We start from the raw sequence: 17,671 nt of genomic DNA on the forward strand, positions 1-17,671 counted from the left end.
CGATATGATTAGCGTCATCTTAGAATTTTACGTTCAGACGTAGGAGACAGCGTCTTTTGCAAACTTTGCGCGCGTCAAAATGTGGTTTATCAACCGCTCAATTACCTTCTTATATTATCGATGTAATTGATGCCTTAACCAAGGCAGGCTATGAAGCTTATATCGTTGGTGGTGGTGTCCGAGATCTTATGTTGGGTTTAAACCCAAAAGATTTTGATGCTGTGACCAATGCAACTCCTGCTCAAGTCAAAGAGGTTTTCGGTCGACGCTGTCGTATTATCGGACGACGCTTTGAGTTGGCACATGTCTACTCAGGTCGTGAGCTGGTTGAAGTTGCAACGTTCCGTGCACCGCCCAAGAAAGCGGTCACCTCTGCACACGGTATGATTCTGCGTGATAATAATTGGGGTAATATCGAGCAAGATTTTGCACGTCGTGATTTCTCAATCAATGCCATGTATTACCAACCGCGTAAAGGCATCGTTTTAGACTTCTGTAATGCAATTGATGATATTCATAACAAAAAACTGCGTTTACTCGGTGATCCAGCGCTTCGTTTTGAAGAAGATCCTGTACGTATGCTGCGTACATTGCGTTTCGCAGCAAAATTAGGGTTCGAGATTGACCAATCTATTTTGGATATCTTCACCCCTGAAATGACCAAATTATTACGTGACGTCTCTCCGCATCGTTTATATGACGAATCACAAAAACTCTTCACCATGGGGCATCTCAATCGTGTCATGCCAATGTTGATTGAGTTTGGTATTTGGCAGCAATTATTTGCTGACATTAGCCCAGAAATAACGCCATTTATTCAACTGGCCGCAAAAAATACCGATCAACGTATTTCGATTGGCAAAACAATTAACCCAGCATTTTTTTATGCAGTGCTGTTATGGAAACCGTTCCAAAACCGCTGTGAATATTATTTAAATAAAGGTGTGGTGGCTGCTGAAGCACGCGCACAAGCTGGTTTAGATGTGCTTAAACGTCAAGCCACTCGAACCATTATTCCACGCTTTGCAGAAACCTTTATTCGTGAAGTTTGGGAAATGCAAGTGCGTTTGCTTAATCCAAAACCTCAGCAAATTGAAGCTTTATCGGGTCATGCACGATTCCGTGCTGGCTTTGATTTCTTGTTGCTACGCGAAAAATCAGGTGATGAAAGCACACAAGGCATGGGTGCTTGGTGGGATGCTTATCAACAAATGACAGGCGATGAAAAAGAACGTGCGATTAGTCAATATAATCGTCAACGTGCTAAGAGCCGTCGTAAAGCTTCTCAAGAAGAACATCTTGAGCAAAAACTTACTGAGCATGATGTTGCTGAGATTGAGCCTTTAGTGAATGAAGCTGAAGGTAGAAAACGCCGTCCACGTAAGGAAAAACCAGCACGTGATCGTGATCATCATGACGCACGTGCATTACCAACAGATTTAAGTATTGTGACTGCGGATCACCCGATTTTAAAACGTAAGCGCGTGAAACGAGATTTGAGTACTGTAATTTTTGGGCCGACACAATGACAGTGACCTATATTGGTCTAGGTAGTAATCTGGGCGACTCTCGTCAAATCCTTGCGGAAGCGGTAACAAAACTGGCTAGCTTAGGTCAGGTGCAGGCATCGAAACTTTATCAAAGTCCACCAATGGGACCGCAGGATCAGCCACATTATTTTAATGCTGTGGCTCGTTTAGAAACAGACCTTCAACCGCTGGATCTGTTAGATCGATTACAGGCATTTGAACAAGAAGCGGGTCGTGTGCGCTTACGCCATTGGGGTGAACGTACCTTGGATTTAGATTTATTGATCTATGGTAATGAAAAAATTATAAATGACCGTTTAACTGTGCCTCATGTCGGGGTGCTTGAACGCGATTTTGTGTTACTGCCATTGCTGGACTTAGATGCAAATATCATCATCCATGGGCAGACTGTAAAAGACCTAGAGATCGTAAAACAATCGACTTTAACCGTCATCGATAACACTAATTGGGCAAATATTTAAGCATTTTAAATTATTGGTATGTTCGTCAGAACTTCAATAATAGAGGAACATCTATATGATCAGTCTCAATGATTTAAGACGATTTAAAGCCGAAGGACGCAAATTTTCTTGTCTGACTTGCTATGACGCAAGCATGGCAAAAGCTTTTGAAGTCGCTGGGATTGATAGCATTTTAATTGGCGATTCATTGGGTATGACCATTCAAGGTCATGACTCAACCTTGCCTGTGACTGTAGAAGATATGGTGTATCACACCGCTGCAGTACGCCGTGCCAATCAACATGCATTTATCATGACTGACCTGCCGTTTATGAGCTATGCGACCTTGAACGATGCACTGCAAAGTTCAAAGAAAGTCATGCAAGCTGGCGCACAAATGGTAAAAATTGAAGGTGGTGCATGGCTGGCTGAAACTGTTGAAGTGCTGAACCGAAATGGTATTCCTGTCTGTGTACATTTAGGTTTAACACCGCAATCTGTTCATGTCTTTGGTGGCTACAAATTGCAAGCGCGTAGTCGAGAAGCAGCTGATCAGTTGATTGCAGATTGTCAGGCTGTGGTTGCAGCAGGGGCAGCTGTCTTGCTGCTTGAATGCGTACCCGCTCAATTGGGTCAAGAAATTGCGGCTTTATTCCCGCATACGCCAGTGATTGGCATTGGGGCAGGGGCTGAAACAGACGGTCAGGTGCTTGTTGTACAAGATATGCTAGGTTTGAATTTCGGTCATACTGCAAAATTTGTACGTAACTTTATGGTCGAGCAATCAGGGGCGACAGCAATTGTAGATGCGATTAAAGCATATCATGCTGCTGTATTAGATCAGTCTTTCCCAGCGCCTGAACATACATTCCAAGTCGAGTTGTAACATGAAAACAGAAACAACCATCCAAGGATTAACTGCTTCTCTTAATCCAGCACGCTCAGCACGTAAAATTATTGGATTCGTGCCGACCATGGGGAATTTACATCAAGGGCATTTGAACCTTGTACGTGAAGCGAAAAAGCTTTGTGATGTGGTGGTGGTGAGTATCTTCGTTAACCCAATTCAGTTTGGTCCAAATGAAGACTTTGATAGTTATCCACGTACGTTGGAGCAAGATCAGCAATTATTGGCTGATGTTGGTTGTGATATTGTTTTTGCACCAACAGTGGAACAAATGTATGGCAATAAACCACGTTTGACCAATATCAGTGTTTCAGAAATCACCAATGACCTTTGCGGTTTACAACGTCCAGGTCATTTTGATGGCGTGGCGGTGGTTGTCACCAAGTTATTCAATATTGTTCAGCCAAACTATGCTTTCTTTGGTCAAAAAGACTATCAGCAATTGGCTGTGATTCGTCAATTTGTAAAAGATTTAAACATTCCATTGGAAGTGATTGGTGTGCCAATTGCACGTGCTGAAGATGGTTTAGCACTCAGCTCGCGTAATGGTTATTTGAGTCCTGAACATCGTCAAGTTGCTCCGACCATTTATCAAAGCTTGAAGGCTGCTGAACAACAGCTGCAAAGTGGTGTGGACTTAGATACCGTGCTGGCAAATATTCGCAACACATTGACAGAGGTTGGTTTTGTCATTGACTATGTGGAAGCGCGTACGCCAGAATTACAAAAGATTCATACATTTAATCAAGATCTTGTGTTATTTATAGCAGCGAAAATTGGTCAAACTCGTTTGATTGATAATCTGTTGGTTAAATACACGGTTTAAACTAAATCGTAGGTAGCACACATGAAGCGCATTTTAATTGTTACAGGACAATCTGGTTCAGGAAAGTCCTCTGCTTTACAAGTGCTTGAAGACTTGGGCTATTATTGTATTGATAATTTGCCTTTGGCGTTGCTACCTGAGATTGTTGCGAAGTTAGATATCGAAAATAACTTGGAAATGTTGGCATTGGGGGTGGATGTACGAAGCACCCGAGCCGACTTACAAGATTTTGAACATGTCTATGAGCAACTGCAAAAACATGGTGCTGTCGATATTATTTTCCTGACCACGCAAGATCAGGAGTTGATTCGCCGTTTTGGTGCATCACGTCGACCGCATCCATTAGCCAGTCGTTTCAAAAGTTTGACGGAATGTATTCAGGAAGAAAAAGTCCTGCTGATTCCGATTCAATTTCGTGCGACAGTGCATATTGATACCACGGATAAGAGTGTGCATGATCTCAAGCACACTTTATTGCACCGATTGGGTCAGACCGATAATCTGATTTTAATCTTGCAGTCCTTCGGCTATAAGCATGGTATACCACTCGATGCAGATTATGTTTTTGATGTTCGGCATTTGCCAAATCCGCATTGGAACTTAGAATTGCGTGAGTTATCAGGTCTAGATCAACCTGTGCAAGAGTTCTTGCAAAATAGTGATCAAGTGAATGAAATGTTCAATGACATTCATGCTTTTTTAGAGAAGTGGTTACCTGCATTTTCAGAAGGACATCGTCACTATATGACGGTTTCAATCGGGTGTACGGGTGGTCAACATCGTTCCGTTTATATTGTAGATAGACTAAAAAAAGCGCTTGAGGCAAAATGGTCTATCCAAGTCCTACATAGAGAAATGAAGCACTGGTCATGATTGATACGACTGTTGACGTAATTAACAAGCTGGGTTTACATGCACGTGCATCGGGTAAACTCATTGAGGTCACCACCAAATTTCGTTCAACCATCCAAATTGGGAAGGCGGATAAGCTTGTCGACGCAAAAAATATCATGTCTTTGCTAATGCTCGGTGCAGGAAAGGGAACAACATTACGCTTAGTGATTGAAGGGGCAGACGAGGAAAAGGCCTTGTCTGAGGTTCAAGCACTATTCGCAGCAAAATTTTATGAGGCAGATTAATCGTGGCACGTCGACCGAGCAGTTTAACTGAAGAAGATTTCGAATCTTTAGAGGGACGCGCAAGTAAAACCGAACAAAAGAAAGCAGTCCAACGTATGGCAGCTTTAGGCGCGCAGCTTGCTGAGCTAAGCGTTAAACAAATTAAGAGTTTGCCTGTTGAAGAGCGCTTAATTGAAGCACTTCTTGATGTCAAAGAAATTACCGCACATGAAGCGCGCCGTCGTCAATTTTCACGTATCGGGAAATTACTCCGTAATGAAAATGAGACTGTCATTCTGTCTTATTTAACACCGAAACAAGGTTTGAAAAAGACAGCGCAGTTGCAGCGCTGGGTGGATCGTATTATCAAAGATGGCGACCCTGCGATTAATGATTTTACTAAAACTTATAATGCGACAGAGCGTCATACTTTACGTCAGCATTATTTGCGTGTGCACCGTGATTTAAAGAATCAAGCACCCGAAAATGAAGTGAATGCATCGAAGTTAAAACTCTTTAACTATGTACAGCAAGTGGCTTTAATTTCAGATAATTAATGTGAAAAAAAAGAGTGATGAGAGTCACTCTTTTTTTATGGATAAGATTTTTAAAAATATTCGTAACGGAATCTTGCTGAATGTCATTTTTTGCCATATCTGTATGAAAGAAACTGTTTTCTATGTGAATGTATATAAACGATTGGAAAATTAAGAATTAATAGAATATACACATGAAGTAGGATCAATAATGATAAATTTTTCGACGAATAGCATTGGGATACACGAAGATGAGAGAAGTTTAATAAGAAGATGATCTTCCTTTTGATTGAAATATTTTTTTATCAAATGGTCGAATAAAAAATAATGAAAAAACAACAAAATAATTGCACTTTAAATCAACAAAAAGATATTAAATTGTTACAATGATTGCGAATAATTATGCTGTACTTGTGGCGGTTTTTTAACCGGCTCAATTGAATTATACTGTCAAAATAAAGGATTATTTTATTTTGTCATCGCATTGAATTGGTAGTTTTGGTCGTTGAGCAAATATTTTTTGTTTGTTATTGATTGTAATTGTTTTGTTTAAGCTGTTAACAATAATTAAAGTGAGGCAAACATGAAGCTAGAGCTGCTCGAATTAGGGCAAGAGACAGAACAACTGAGTTTATGTCGTATCTCACTCATTCTGGGGGTATATTCCTCAAATAATCTTGTTGACACTTTTTGTCGTATTGTCCGTAAATTATTAAGGACTCAATGTAGTATCCTCGGCTTTTATAAAGAGCCCTATCTTTGGCACAGTTCGCCCGCTGGCTTTCATGCATTACAGACACCTGCAAATTTAGGTGTTTGGACCTATTTACAGCATTTTGATTATATTGATCAGCGTCATCCTGAATATGCGGGTCTTTCAGCCTATGTAAAATCACAGGGGGTTGAGCATGAGCGTTTGGTGGCATTTAATTTAAAAGTCAGTGATAGCCATACAGTAGGGCAAGTCATTTTCTTTGATGACCAGACTTCAGCCTTTGAAGAAGAAGATCTGGTTCTTGTAAAAGAGTTTACAGATGGGCTGGTACGTCTTATTCGCTTACATGAAGATTACAATGAGCTAAAAGAACTCTATGAACAACAATGTGCACTGAACTTTAGTAAGACTAAATTTTTCCAAATCATAGCGCATGACTTGCGTGCGCCTTTTCATGGATTATTGGGTTTTTCTGAAGTGTTGGCACAAGAGCGCGATACTTTGGATGAAACCAGTATCCAAAATATTGCAGATTATCTCTATGACAATGCCCAAGCAACCTATAACTTACTGGAAAGTCTATTAACATGGGCAATGGCAGAAGGTGGACGATTTATTTATCATCCAATCAACTTTGAACTGAGTCAAAGTAGCAAGATTGTCTGTGATGTACTCAAAAGCTTAGCGGTGAAAAAGCAGGTTGAACTGATTGATAATGTACCTGCAGGACTAAAAGTGCATGCAGATATTAATATGATTACGTCTGTGATCCAAAACTTGGTATCCAATGCACTCAAATTCACGCCAGTAAATCAACAGTGTAAAGTCACCATTTCAGCCAAGCTGGAAGATGATGCGGTAGTGGTGAGTGTGCAGGATATGGGTATTGGCATGACCCAAGAGCAAATCGACAAGCTCTTTGTGCCTAATTTAGTGGTGAGCGTGAGAGGAACTGCACAGGAAAAAGGTGCAGGCTTAGGTCTAGTCTTATGTAAACGCTTTGTTGATCTGAACCACGGTCGAATCCATGTAGAGTCTAAAGAAGGTTGTGGCTCAACTTTCCATGTCTATCTGCCAAAAGTGACCCATGAGCATCAAGCACTCACGGTTGAAAAGCATCATGCTGAAAATTAACACAGAATAATTTGATTTAAAGCATTCACAGCCTTGGCCTTCACCTGATATAACTAATAAAACATTTCAGATGAAGGGTCGGTATGGACGCGGTGCAATTGCAAAAAACACTGAGAGCAAGTCAATATGCAGAACAAGTGTTATTGAATCATCAAAGTGTATTAGAACAAGATTATGCAATTGACCAGTTTCAAATAGGACTCAGTGCTGAAGATATTCAGCGTTTTATTCAAGCCACGACTGAACATATCCAAGACGAAACTCAATGGATGAGCGCAATGCGCATCCTGCGTGCACGTCTCATGTTCCGCTGGATTTGGCAAGATGCCAATCAACTCACCGATGTCATTACCCTGACACAAGAACTCTCTGATTTTGCAGATGCTTGTATTTGTGCAGCCAAGCAATTTGCCCGAGGTCCTTTAGTGGCGAAATATGGTGAGCCTATTGGTTATAACGGCAAAGTTCAAGAATTGATCGTGATTGCGATGGGTAAATTGGGCGCGCAAGAGCTAAATTTATCGAGTGATATTGACCTTATCTTTGCTTTTGATGAACAGGGCGAAACAGAAGGTGGACGTAAATGTATTGATGTGCAGCAGTTCTGCATTCTGTGGGGTCAAAAACTGATTTATCTGCTCGATCATATCACTGCAGATGGCTTTATTTTCCGCGTTGATATGCGCTTACGTCCCTGGGGAGATGGTTCACCACTTGCGATTAGTCATGTGGCGCTGGAAAAATATTTGAGTCAGCATGGGCGTGAATGGGAGCGTTATGCATGGATCAAAGCACGTATTGTTGATCCGACACCTGAAGGCTTAGCCTTGTTAGAAATGACTCGACCGTTCGTGTTCCGTAAATACGTCGACTACAGCGCCTTTGAAGCCATGCGTGAAATGAAAGCCATGATCGAGCGGGAAGTGCAACGCCGTCATTTGGTCGATGATATTAAGCTGGGTTCAGGGGGGATTCGTGAAGTTGAATTTATTGTTCAGGTTTTTCAACTGATCTACGGTGGCTCGAAACTAGAATTACAAGACCGTAAATGTTTGGTGAGCTTACATCATCTCGAAGCAGTGGAACTGCTTGATGCTCAAGGCGTGATTGATCTTGAAGATGCTTATCTTTTCTTACGCCGTGTCGAACATGCGGTACAAGCCTTAAATGATCAACAAACGCAGTCTTTGCCGACTGAACCTGAATTACAGCAGCGCATTGTCGATACACTTGGTTTTGCCAATTGGGATGACTTTATGCAAACGCTGAATGATAAGCGCAGTAAAGTCACCTATCAGTTTGAACATCTGATTCAGGAAAATGGTCCATCGACATTGGTGGAAAGTTTTTCAAATTTGGAAAAGAAACTGAATGAAGTCCTAGATGACGATGCGCGTAATCTGGTCTATGAGTTTTGGCATAGTCATGCCCTGAAAAAATTACCGGCCAAAGCAGTTGAACGACTAAAAACCTTTTGGCCACATTTGGTTGAAGCGGTACTTGATTCTACAAATCCACAGGTGGCTTTAGTGCGTTTGATGCCGCTGATTGAATCGGTGATGCGTCGTACAGTGTATTTGGTCATGCTGATTGAGAGTAAAGGGGCATTACAACGCTTGGTTAAAATGGCCAGTGTAAGTCCATGGATATGCGAGGAACTGATTCAGTATCCAGTTTTACTCGATGAATTTTTATCGATGGACTTTGAGCTGCCAAAACGTAAGGATTTAGAAGATTCTCTTCGTCAGCAGCTATTACGAATTGAGATTGATCAAGTCGAAGATCAAATGCGCGTTTTACGCTTGTTTAAAAAGTCAAATGTGCTGACTGTTGCAGCGAGTGATGTACTTGCAGAAAGTCCTTTGATGAAAGTTTCAGATGCCTTAACCGATATTGCAGAAGTATCAGTCAATGCAACTTTGCATTTGGCCTACCAGATTGTTGCGAAAAAACATGGTTTCCCAATTGATGCTGAAGGGCAACGTTGCTCAATCGACCATACCGCTTTTGTTGTAATTGGCTATGGCAAGGTGGGCGGAATTGAGCTGGGCTATGGTTCTGATCTTGATTTGGTCTTTATTCATTATATGGATGAACAGGCAGATACCGATGGTTTAAAACCAATTAGCGGTTTTGAATTTGCGATGCGCGTGGCGCAAAAATTTATGTCACTCATGACCACACAAACGCTCGATGGGCGTGTCTATGAAGTTGACACACGTCTACGTCCATCAGGTGAAGCGGGACTCTTGGTGACAAGCTTAAAAGCCTTTGAACAATATCAGTTGAAGAGCGCATGGCTTTGGGAACATCAAGCGCTGGTTCGTGCACGTCCTATTGCGGGTGAACAGAATTTACGGGAAAAATTCGAAGTCTTGCGCTGCAATATTTTGACCCAAAAACGTGACGAGTGTTATGTGCGAACTGAAGTACTAAAAATGCGTCAAAAAATGAAAGATCACCTTGGTTCATCACTCGAGCAGAAAAAAGATGGAATTTTTCATTTAAAACAAGACGCAGGTGGTATCGTTGATATCGAATTTATGGCACAGTATGCAGTATTAGCTTGGAGTGGGACGAATAAAGATCTCGCCCATTTCTCCGACAATGTAAGAATTCTTGAGGATGCCGCAAAATCAGGTTGCTTACCCAGCGACGATGCGACTGATCTGATTCAAGCTTATCTCCGTGAACGTGCCGAGAGCCACCGCTTAGCCCTTGCAAATCAATCCATGCAAGTGTCTGCAAGCGACTGGAACGATACCCGAATGACCGTTTGCAAGTTATGGCAAAGACTAATTGATCCAAGTGCAGTATTTGTACTGGATAGTGAATAATTGTGAAAAATTGGAGTTTGTGGCATGAATTTGGCTGATCGTGATGGTTTCATTTGGCAAGATGGACAACTAGTTGACTGGCGTGAGGCGAAAACTCACGTGTTAACACATACTTTGCACTACAGTATGGGTGTGTTTGAAGGTGTCCGTGCTTATGAAACTCCGAATGGAACGGCTATTTTCCGTCTAAAAGAACACACTAAACGTTTGTTAAACTCTGCAAAAATTTATCAAATGAATGTACCGTTTGATCATGCAGCACTTGAACAAGCGCAAATTGATGTGGTTCGTGAGAATAAACTAGCGTCTTGCTATTTACGTCCAATTATCTTTATCGGTTCTGAAAAATTAGGTATTGCTGCAACTGACAATACAATTCATGCAGTGGTTGCTGCATGGAGCTGGGGTGCTTACCTTGGTGATGAAGCAATGGCGAAGGGTATTCGTGTTAAAACTTCATCATTTACGCACCATCATCCAAACGTAACCATGTGCAAAGCAAAAGCGTCAGGTAATTACACATTGTCTATTCTTGCACACCAAGAAGTAGCGCACGCAGGTTATGACGAAGCAATGTTGCTTGATCCACAAGGCTATGTATGCCAAGGTTCTGGTGAAAACGTATTCTTAGTACGTGATGGCGTAATTCATACCCCTGATATCGCGGGTGGTGCATTAGACGGTATTACACGTCAAACGATTATTACTATTGCTAAAGACCTTGGTTTTGAAGTGGTTGAACGCCGTATTACACGTGATGAATTCTATATTGCTGATGAAGCATTCTTCACGGGTACTGCTGCTGAAGTGACGCCAATTCGCGAATATGACGATCGTCAAATTGGTGAAGGCAAACGTGGTCCGATTACTGAGCAAATCCAAACTGCATTCTTCAATGCTGTTCAAGGTAAAGATCCTAAATATGCTCACTGGTTAACTTACGTTAAGTAAGACCAGAGTCATTGAAAAAACCTCTCATCTGAGAGGTTTTTTTATAGGGGAATGCATCATTTTCTCGCATTTTTGTGTCATCATATTCATATATAAGGCAGCTGTAGGTAAGCATACGCAATGAGTAACATTGTTCTATGTATGAAATGGGGAACTAAATATGGTTCCGAGTATGTCAATCGTTTATACAATATGGTGAAACGACACACTACAGTTGACTTTAAAATGGTGTGTTTGACAGATCGTACCGAAGGGATTAATCCTGAAGTGCAATGTTTTCCAATCCCACCATTAGCTTTACCTGAAGGTGCACCCGAACGTGGTTGGAACAAACTCTCGACGTTTGAACCAGACTTGTATGGTTTAAAGGGTAACGCATTATTTTTGGATTTAGATGTTGTTATTGTAGATAACATCGACGAGTTCTTTACATATCCAGGTGATTTCCTCATTATTCATGATTGGAAACGTCCTTGGCGTATTACAGGTAATAGTTCGGTTTATCGTTTTAAACTTGGTGCTTTCCCGGGGCTATTGCCATACTTCCGTGAACATTTTGACGAAATTCGTAATAAATTCCGTAATGAGCAGGCTTATTTATCTTGGTATGTGGACAAAGAAGGTAAACAAACCTATTGGCCTGATAGCTGGTGCAAAAGTTATAAATATCACTGCCTACAAAAAATTCCAATGGCATTATTTAAGCCCCCTGTAAAACCTGAGGGTGCAAAAATTATTATTTTCCACGGTGAAATTAATCCACCTGATGCGATCAACGGTGGTGGAGGTAAATGGTACCGTTACGTACTGCCTTCGAAATGGATTAAAGACGCTTGGCAATAATATTTTAAAAGATGGTTGCTTAACATGCCAGTTAGAAAAAAAAGTAAGTTTGAACAGTGGTTTTCATTCAGCCGACATCAACGTCGCTTTGGAGCTGATAAAGTTTATGCTCAGCTTGCGAGTGTAGATATCGAAAAACTGAAATCCGACATTATTGCCGGTGATCAAATCCAATATACGCATGGTTCAGCGAAAGATCTGAATGAGCATATTGAGCAACTTAAACATGAGTTTGTTGGTCAGCCTGCATTGAGCCACTATCATGCGAGTCTGATTGTACTGATTCGACGTGAAGTTGATGTTGAAGAAAACTTTGAAAAATTTAAAGCCCTATGGATGAGTGAACGTGATTTTTTACTCAGCACTTTAAATATTCGTTGGTTAATTTCTGCATGTGATACGTTTTTAGATTTACATGATGATGTAACGCTTAAAGCTACATTGATGAATGCTGTTGTGCTGATTAATACGTTGAAACTACAAGAAACTGAACGTTATTTGTGTGACCAAACTACAGTAATGTGTGAAGAAAAGCGCGATCGGTTACCACAAGAACGCGTAACATTATTTGATGGAACGTCAGCATTCGTTGTTGGTACAGACGATACATTGCGAAATATGCGTTGGCGTTTAGATCAAATTTGCAAAATACATCCACTTGGAATGATTGTTTTAGAAATATTCGATCGATTACAGCAAGAACAGAACAATACAGTTTATTTAAGATTTAAGAAACAACATACGCGTGAAAAAACACGTTGGTGGTAAAGATGGAATTATTAATTATTAATTTACCTAAATCTAAGGAACGACGTGTCTTTCAAGAACAACAATTTTTAAAAGTTGGGATTCAACCTACTTTTTTACAAGCTGTGTCGATAGATCAGATTTCAGAAGAGCAATTTAATGCGGAAGCTTTCGGATGGCAGCGACCGTTAAAAAAAGTAGAGTTAGCTTGCTTTCTAAGTCATAAAAAAGCATGGCAACAGGTTGTAGATCGTAATCAACCTATGCTTATTTTAGAAGATGATGCTGTCGTGGTAAGTGATATTGTGCAACTTCTAGAAGATATACAATCTCAAACCTTAAATTTATGTCCTGATCTAATTAATCTCGAAGTTAGAAGTCGTAAAAAAATCGTAAGTAAAAAGCCAGCTTGTCATTTAAATAGTTCAGGGTACAAATTATTAGACTTGTTCCAAGAGAGAACAGGAACAGGGGGCTATATATTGTTCCCAACTGGTGCGCAAAAACTTTTGGAAAAAGCGGCTCATTCTGCAGCTGCTACAGCAGATGCTTTTATTTTCAGTACCTATAATTTAAATGCTTATCAGGTTGAACCAGCAGCATTGATACAAGAAGATCAAATGATTGCGTATGGCTTATCAGATACTGAAAACTTTGAATCAACGATTGGTCGCTCTGAAAATTTCAAGCCTACTTATAAGTCTGTATATGAAAAGAAAATGTTTAGGAAGCGCCGTGTTATGGGGCAATTGCAAATGGCGTGTCGTTATTTACAAGTACTATTTAAGGCAGAAAAGCGTTTTATATTTTTAGATAAAAGCCGATTTTAATAAGGTCCAACTTAATGAAAAAAAAGGTCGTATTAGCGATTTTTACTTTACAGGGTAATGGGGCAGAACGTTTTGCATTAACTCTAGCAAAAGGGATTAATGATGCAGGTCATGAAGCTCATATCGTTTATTTTAAAAATATAATTGACTTGCCAATACCTGAGGGTGTGCGAACTCACTTTTTTAATTATCAAAAGTTTCGTGCTATTCCAAAATTTATGCGTCCGGGCCTTGCCGCTAAAGCATTTGACAGTTTTGTCCGCAAGCACATTGGTGAGCCTGATTTAGTCTTATCCAATCTTTTTCCAGTAGATTTTATTTTAAGTCGCAGTAGCTTACCCAATGTGCATATGGTCATTCATAATACGACGAGTCAGGAATATGCCGGTCGTTTAGATGCCAAAATGCTGGAACAATTAAAAAAGGTTTATCTATCCAAACTGTGTGTTGCGGTGAGTCAAGGCGTGGAGCAGGATTTTCGTGAGATTTTTGGTGAAAACAGCCGTATTACGACGATTTATAATCCAATTGATATCGCAGCAGTTCAAGCGGCAGCAGCAGAATTTCAGCCGGATTTACCTGCACGTTATTTAGTGAATGTTGGCAAGTTTAAACAGCAAAAACGCCACGATATTTTGATTCGTGCCTATGCCAAAGCACACATCGATCTACCTTTAGTCTTGGTGGGTACAGGTGAGTTGATGGCTGAAAATGAGAAACTTGCTCAAGACCTAGGGGTCGCAGATCAAGTGCATTTTCTCGGCTTTCAAAAAAATCCATATCCTTATATTCAAGCCGCGACGGCGATGGTGGTGTCTTCTGATTTTGAGGGCTTTAGTATTGCGATTTTGGAAGCCTTGGCGTTGGGTACACCAGTCATCAGCACGGACTGTCCTTCTGGGCCACGGGAAGTTCTGCCTGAAAATTGTCTAGTACCCGTGCAAGATGTCGATGCATTAGCAGCCAAGTTACGTGCTGTCGCACAAGGCGATGTTGAAGTGCAAAGCCATTTAGATGCACTGTTTTTAATTGAAACAGCAGTTACACACTATTTAAGTCTACAAGAAATTTAATTTTACCCAACGGCATGACGCTATGATTACAGTTTACGATACAGCATGTGGTTCTCTAAATATGGGGGATGAAATCATCATGGATGCAGTGATGATGCATTTGGAATCTCTATTTAGTCATGAGCAATTCTGTCGTTACCCAACACATTATGCATTGGCAGCCAAAACCTTAAAAAAAGCATGGCAAAACCCATTGGCCTTTGTTGGGGGAACCAATTTACTGCGTAATTATTGGCGTTTTCGTGCCCGTAAAAACCAATGGTCGATTGGCTTTTTTGATGGCTTTAAGATGCAACCTGCCATTTTAATGGGGGCTGGTTGGAATAGCTATGCAGAAAAACCTGAATGGAAAGCGAAAGTTTTTTATAACAATGCGCTGTCTAAACAGTATCTACATTCTGTACGTGATCAGTACACCTTAGAGAAACTAAAAGCGTGTGGTATTGAAAATGTGATCAATACGGGCTGTCCAACCTTGTGGCAGCTAACCCCTGAACATCTCAAGCAGATCCCAAGTCAAAAAGCGCAGTCAGTGGTCTTTACTTTAACAGACTATAGCCGTGATATTGAGGCCGATGTACAGTTGATTCAGTGTCTCAAAGAGCACTATTTAAGCTTATACTTTTGGGCACAAGGCTCGGAAGATAATCAATATTTCGATCAACTTGCAGAGCAGCATCCTGAACTGTTCAATGGCATTGTGCGTATAGCAACGAATTTAAATGCCTATAATACGTTATTAAAAGATCATGAGATTGATTTTATCGGTACACGCCTACATGCTGGGATTCGCGCTCTACAATTAAAGAAACGCGTGATTATTATTGGTATTGATAATCGTGCTATAGAAATGCATAGAGATTTTAATCTGCCAGTTGTAGAACGCCATGATCTAACCTTATTGAAACAACGGATTAATATGCAATGGCAGCCCGAGATTCATTTGCCGTTTGATGCGATCGCGCATTGGAAAAGTCAATTTGTAAATTGATGCTATTGGTATATTTTCATTCGAAGTTTTTATAATGCTATATTTCATCATTTTTAGTTTAATTTTATCGTTAAGCTTTTTATTTAAATTTAAAAATAATAGATATAGAGTGAACAATGTTGTCGTTGTTTCCTCTATGTTGTGCTCACTCTTTTTTATTTATAAACCTTTAGCCTTGTTTTTGTTGAACATTGCTTTATGTTTTATTGTGCTTGAAACTTTTGTAGTCTTAAAATACAAGGATTTTAATGAGGGTATTTTGGAGTCAATCTTAAATACCAACAAAAATGAATTGATCGAGGTGTTGAGTAAAAATTTAATCCTCATTCTTCCTGCATTCCTTGTCATTTTACTTGTTAATTTTTATATTTCTTCTCAAATACAAACCAATCTTAAACTTGGCTTGCTACTGTTGACGCCTTTTTTTATTACTGTAGTTGCATCACAACTACGTCTGATGCGTGTAGATAGAAAGTTAAAGAAATATGCAACAAATAGTAGTGCTTTTAATGTACTAAATTCTCTAGATAAGTTAGATAAGAATGTCATCTCTAGCATTAGAACGAAGTATCCGATACTTTTTGGGAATTTGTTTTATTTGGTCAATTATCGTGGTGGTGACGAGGTGAGTTTCGATGCAGATCGCGATTTACTTGATTGTTTGAAAGATGAAAAAACGGTAAAGGCTAAAAACATTATTTTGGTGATTGGGGAGTCTGCAATTCCTGATCGGTTTAGTCTTTATGGTTATACTGGATTTTTAACCACACCAAAACTGAGTCAATGGAAAAATCCTATTGTTTTAGAGGGTGTACATTCATTGTCAAATATGACAAGAACGGCATTACCTTTTTTAATTTCTTATCCTCAGGTTAATGATTTTTCAAAAGCATATACCTGTAAAAATATTTTTGACATCGCAAAAGCGAAATCCGTAAATACGGTGTGGATAGGAAATCAGGCCATTGATAGCCTATTTACATCAAGTTATGGCCCTATTGCGAAGTGTGCAAATCTAGTCCTCTCACGAGACTATACATCAGAAGGCATACCATTTAATCCTAAAGATGACTTTGACTTATTAGCCTCTATTGAAGCCGAGTTTGAGAAAAGTGCGAAACAATCCAATTTAAATAACTTATTTGTTATTCATACTGTTGGTAGTCATGCACCTTACTCAATTCGAGTTGATAAAGAAGATCGCGCTGCCTTAAAAGGCGCTGATGACTACGATTTATCAATTCACCATACCGATCGGTTTTTAGATCAAGTGAAAGGCTTGGCGGATGATACATTAGAAGACTATATTTTTATTTACACCTCAGATCATGGTGAAGTGGTGGAAGATGAAGGAGGTGGCTTAGAGCATGGTTTAACTTTCGGTGGCTATCAACAATACAAAGTGCCATTTATTATTCTAAACAAGAGTGATTTTGTTTTAGATACAGAAAAATATAGAAAGTCGAATGGTCTTTATGCTAATGATATTTGTTCATTCTTGATTGCTGAATGTTTGGGATATCACGTGGATGAGGAATTCCTTGCGAGATATACTGCAGTAGATCAAATTCTGCACTCTGATTATAGGGTTTATTGGTATAAAGATGTACCTCAGCCGCTGAAACAACATAAGATTGTAGCGTAGATTAAAGTTAGTTTACAAAATAAAATGCCAGTCAAAAAGATTGGCATTTTTTATACTAGAGTATTGATTAATTTTAAATAATCCAATTTAAAAATCACAAAAGTATGATCATCCATGTAGAAAATATCATTGTTAATGCAACAAACTGAGCGGCACTCCCCATGTCCTTTGCATTTTTTGACAACTCATGCTTTTCTAGTGAAATACGATCTACTACGGCTTCAATTGCAGAATTAAAAAGTTCGACAATGATGGCAAATAAGCATACTGCAACCATTAATGCTCTTTCAGCCGATGATACATTTAAAGTAAAGCTCATAGGTATAAGAATTATATTAAGTAGTACAATTTGTCGAAATGCAGCTTCATTTAAATATGCAGCTTTAAAGCCACTTAATGAATACAGTGTTGCATTAATAATCCTTTTTAAACCAGTTTTACCTTTAAAAGATGAATAATTGCTCATAGTAAATTTATAAAATCTCGATGCGTTATATCAAATAACTAGGTATATATATTAATTATACT

At 39.7% G+C, this 17,671-nt stretch carries 17 protein-coding genes; 16 read left to right on the plus strand and 1 reads right to left on the minus strand.

What is annotated here, in order from left to right; genetic code table 11:
* Positions 1 to 56 precede the first annotated feature (56 nt).
* From pcnB to A3K93_RS01975, 16 genes are all read left to right on the plus strand, one after another.
* A complete protein-coding gene (gene pcnB, locus A3K93_RS01900; protein WP_067728427.1) occupies positions 57 to 1,529 on the plus strand; it encodes a polynucleotide adenylyltransferase PcnB in 1,473 nt (490 codons plus the stop codon).
* Positions 1,526 to 2,011 carry a 2-amino-4-hydroxy-6-hydroxymethyldihydropteridine diphosphokinase gene (gene folK, locus A3K93_RS01905; RefSeq protein WP_067728429.1) on the plus strand — a complete coding sequence of 162 codons (486 nt, stop codon included), beginning with the start codon at positions 1,526 to 1,528 and terminating at the stop codon, positions 2,009 to 2,011. Before pcnB ends, folK begins: the two co-directional genes overlap by 4 nt.
* A 55-nt stretch (positions 2,012 to 2,066) precedes the next feature.
* A complete protein-coding gene (panB, locus tag A3K93_RS01910; RefSeq protein ID WP_067728431.1) occupies positions 2,067 to 2,876 on the plus strand; it encodes a 3-methyl-2-oxobutanoate hydroxymethyltransferase in 810 nt (269 codons plus the stop codon).
* 1 nt (position 2,877) lies between these two features.
* The gene (gene panC / locus A3K93_RS01915; RefSeq protein WP_067728433.1) at positions 2,878 to 3,723 is read left to right on the plus strand and encodes a pantoate--beta-alanine ligase; all 846 of its coding nucleotides are present in this window, start codon (positions 2,878 to 2,880) and stop codon (positions 3,721 to 3,723) included.
* Between the two features lie 21 nt (positions 3,724 to 3,744).
* The gene (gene rapZ / locus A3K93_RS01920) at positions 3,745 to 4,596 is read left to right on the plus strand and encodes an RNase adapter RapZ (protein WP_067728435.1); all 852 of its coding nucleotides are present in this window, start codon (positions 3,745 to 3,747) and stop codon (positions 4,594 to 4,596) included.
* Positions 4,593 to 4,862: an HPr family phosphocarrier protein gene (locus A3K93_RS01925; RefSeq protein WP_067728437.1), complete on the plus strand. Its 270-nt coding sequence runs from the start codon at positions 4,593 to 4,595 to the stop codon at positions 4,860 to 4,862. The genes rapZ and A3K93_RS01925 overlap by 4 nt, the downstream gene beginning before the upstream one ends.
* 2 nt (positions 4,863 to 4,864) lie before the next feature.
* The gene (yjgA, locus tag A3K93_RS01930; protein ID WP_067728439.1) at positions 4,865 to 5,398 is read left to right on the plus strand and encodes a ribosome biogenesis factor YjgA; all 534 of its coding nucleotides are present in this window, start codon (positions 4,865 to 4,867) and stop codon (positions 5,396 to 5,398) included.
* 562 nt (positions 5,399 to 5,960) lie between these two features.
* Positions 5,961 to 7,226 (plus strand): sensor histidine kinase, encoded by a 1,266-nt coding sequence (locus A3K93_RS01935; RefSeq protein WP_067728441.1) that lies wholly within the window; start codon positions 5,961 to 5,963, stop codon positions 7,224 to 7,226.
* 83 nt (positions 7,227 to 7,309) lie between these two features.
* Entirely contained in the window at positions 7,310 to 10,063 is a 2,754-nt protein-coding gene (glnE, locus tag A3K93_RS01940) for a bifunctional [glutamate--ammonia ligase]-adenylyl-L-tyrosine phosphorylase/[glutamate--ammonia-ligase] adenylyltransferase (protein ID WP_067728443.1), read from the plus strand.
* A 24-nt stretch (positions 10,064 to 10,087) separates the two neighbouring features.
* Positions 10,088 to 11,014: a branched-chain amino acid transaminase gene (locus A3K93_RS01945; RefSeq protein ID WP_067728445.1), complete on the plus strand. Its 927-nt coding sequence runs from the start codon at positions 10,088 to 10,090 to the stop codon at positions 11,012 to 11,014.
* Positions 11,015 to 11,134: 120 nt separating this feature from the next.
* Positions 11,135 to 11,857, plus strand: a complete 723-nt coding sequence (locus tag A3K93_RS01950) for a glycosyltransferase (protein WP_067728447.1) — start codon at positions 11,135 to 11,137, stop codon at positions 11,855 to 11,857.
* 24 nt (positions 11,858 to 11,881) lie between these two features.
* The gene (locus A3K93_RS01955; RefSeq protein ID WP_067728449.1) at positions 11,882 to 12,625 is read left to right on the plus strand and encodes a hypothetical protein; all 744 of its coding nucleotides are present in this window, start codon (positions 11,882 to 11,884) and stop codon (positions 12,623 to 12,625) included.
* Positions 12,626 to 12,627: 2 nt separating this feature from the next.
* The gene (locus A3K93_RS01960) at positions 12,628 to 13,434 is read left to right on the plus strand and encodes a glycosyltransferase family 25 protein (protein ID WP_067728451.1); all 807 of its coding nucleotides are present in this window, start codon (positions 12,628 to 12,630) and stop codon (positions 13,432 to 13,434) included.
* 14 nt (positions 13,435 to 13,448) lie between these two features.
* Positions 13,449 to 14,507, plus strand: a complete 1,059-nt coding sequence (locus tag A3K93_RS01965; RefSeq protein WP_067728453.1) for a glycosyltransferase — start codon at positions 13,449 to 13,451, stop codon at positions 14,505 to 14,507.
* 22 nt (positions 14,508 to 14,529) lie between these two features.
* The gene (locus A3K93_RS01970) at positions 14,530 to 15,498 is read left to right on the plus strand and encodes a polysaccharide pyruvyl transferase family protein (RefSeq protein WP_067728455.1); all 969 of its coding nucleotides are present in this window, start codon (positions 14,530 to 14,532) and stop codon (positions 15,496 to 15,498) included.
* Positions 15,499 to 15,607: 109 nt separating this feature from the next.
* On the plus strand, positions 15,608 to 17,143 hold the full coding sequence (locus A3K93_RS01975; protein ID WP_157883250.1) for a phosphoethanolamine transferase: 1,536 nt from the start codon (positions 15,608 to 15,610) through the stop codon (positions 17,141 to 17,143).
* Positions 17,144 to 17,237: 94 nt separating this feature from the next.
* Here A3K93_RS01975 and A3K93_RS01980 read toward each other — a convergent pair whose 3' ends face one another.
* Positions 17,238 to 17,609, minus strand: coding sequence for a diacylglycerol kinase (locus A3K93_RS01980; protein ID WP_067728459.1), 372 nt, complete (start codon positions 17,607 to 17,609; stop codon positions 17,238 to 17,240).
* Positions 17,610 to 17,671: the final 62 nt, after the last annotated feature.

The sequence above is a fragment of the Acinetobacter sp. NCu2D-2 genome (genome assembly GCF_001647675.1).
Lineage (GTDB): Bacteria > Pseudomonadota > Gammaproteobacteria > Pseudomonadales > Moraxellaceae > Acinetobacter.

Excerpts from the sequence above, each read along its gene's own strand:
- rapZ (WP_067728435.1), top strand. The coding sequence starts at position 3,745 with ATGAAGCGCATTTTAATTGTTACAGGACAATCTGGTTCAGGAAAGTCC.
- panB (WP_067728431.1), top strand. The coding sequence starts at position 2,067 with ATGATCAGTCTCAATGATTTAAGACGATTTAAAGCCGAAGGACGCAAA.
- A3K93_RS01925 (WP_067728437.1), top strand. The coding sequence starts at position 4,593 with ATGATTGATACGACTGTTGACGTAATTAACAAGCTGGGTTTACATGCA.
- panC (WP_067728433.1), top strand. The coding sequence starts at position 2,878 with ATGAAAACAGAAACAACCATCCAAGGATTAACTGCTTCTCTTAATCCA.
- A3K93_RS01935 (WP_067728441.1), top strand. The coding sequence starts at position 5,961 with ATGAAGCTAGAGCTGCTCGAATTAGGGCAAGAGACAGAACAACTGAGT.
- A3K93_RS01965 (WP_067728453.1), top strand. The coding sequence starts at position 13,449 with ATGAAAAAAAAGGTCGTATTAGCGATTTTTACTTTACAGGGTAATGGG.
- A3K93_RS01950 (WP_067728447.1), top strand. The coding sequence starts at position 11,135 with ATGAGTAACATTGTTCTATGTATGAAATGGGGAACTAAATATGGTTCC.
- A3K93_RS01980 (WP_067728459.1), bottom strand. The coding sequence starts at position 17,609 with ATGAGCAATTATTCATCTTTTAAAGGTAAAACTGGTTTAAAAAGGATT.
- folK (WP_067728429.1), top strand. The coding sequence starts at position 1,526 with ATGACAGTGACCTATATTGGTCTAGGTAGTAATCTGGGCGACTCTCGT.
- A3K93_RS01960 (WP_067728451.1), top strand. The coding sequence starts at position 12,628 with ATGGAATTATTAATTATTAATTTACCTAAATCTAAGGAACGACGTGTC.
- A3K93_RS01955 (WP_067728449.1), top strand. The coding sequence starts at position 11,882 with ATGCCAGTTAGAAAAAAAAGTAAGTTTGAACAGTGGTTTTCATTCAGC.
- A3K93_RS01970 (WP_067728455.1), top strand. The coding sequence starts at position 14,530 with ATGATTACAGTTTACGATACAGCATGTGGTTCTCTAAATATGGGGGAT.
- A3K93_RS01945 (WP_067728445.1), top strand. The coding sequence starts at position 10,088 with ATGAATTTGGCTGATCGTGATGGTTTCATTTGGCAAGATGGACAACTA.
- glnE (WP_067728443.1), top strand. The coding sequence starts at position 7,310 with ATGGACGCGGTGCAATTGCAAAAAACACTGAGAGCAAGTCAATATGCA.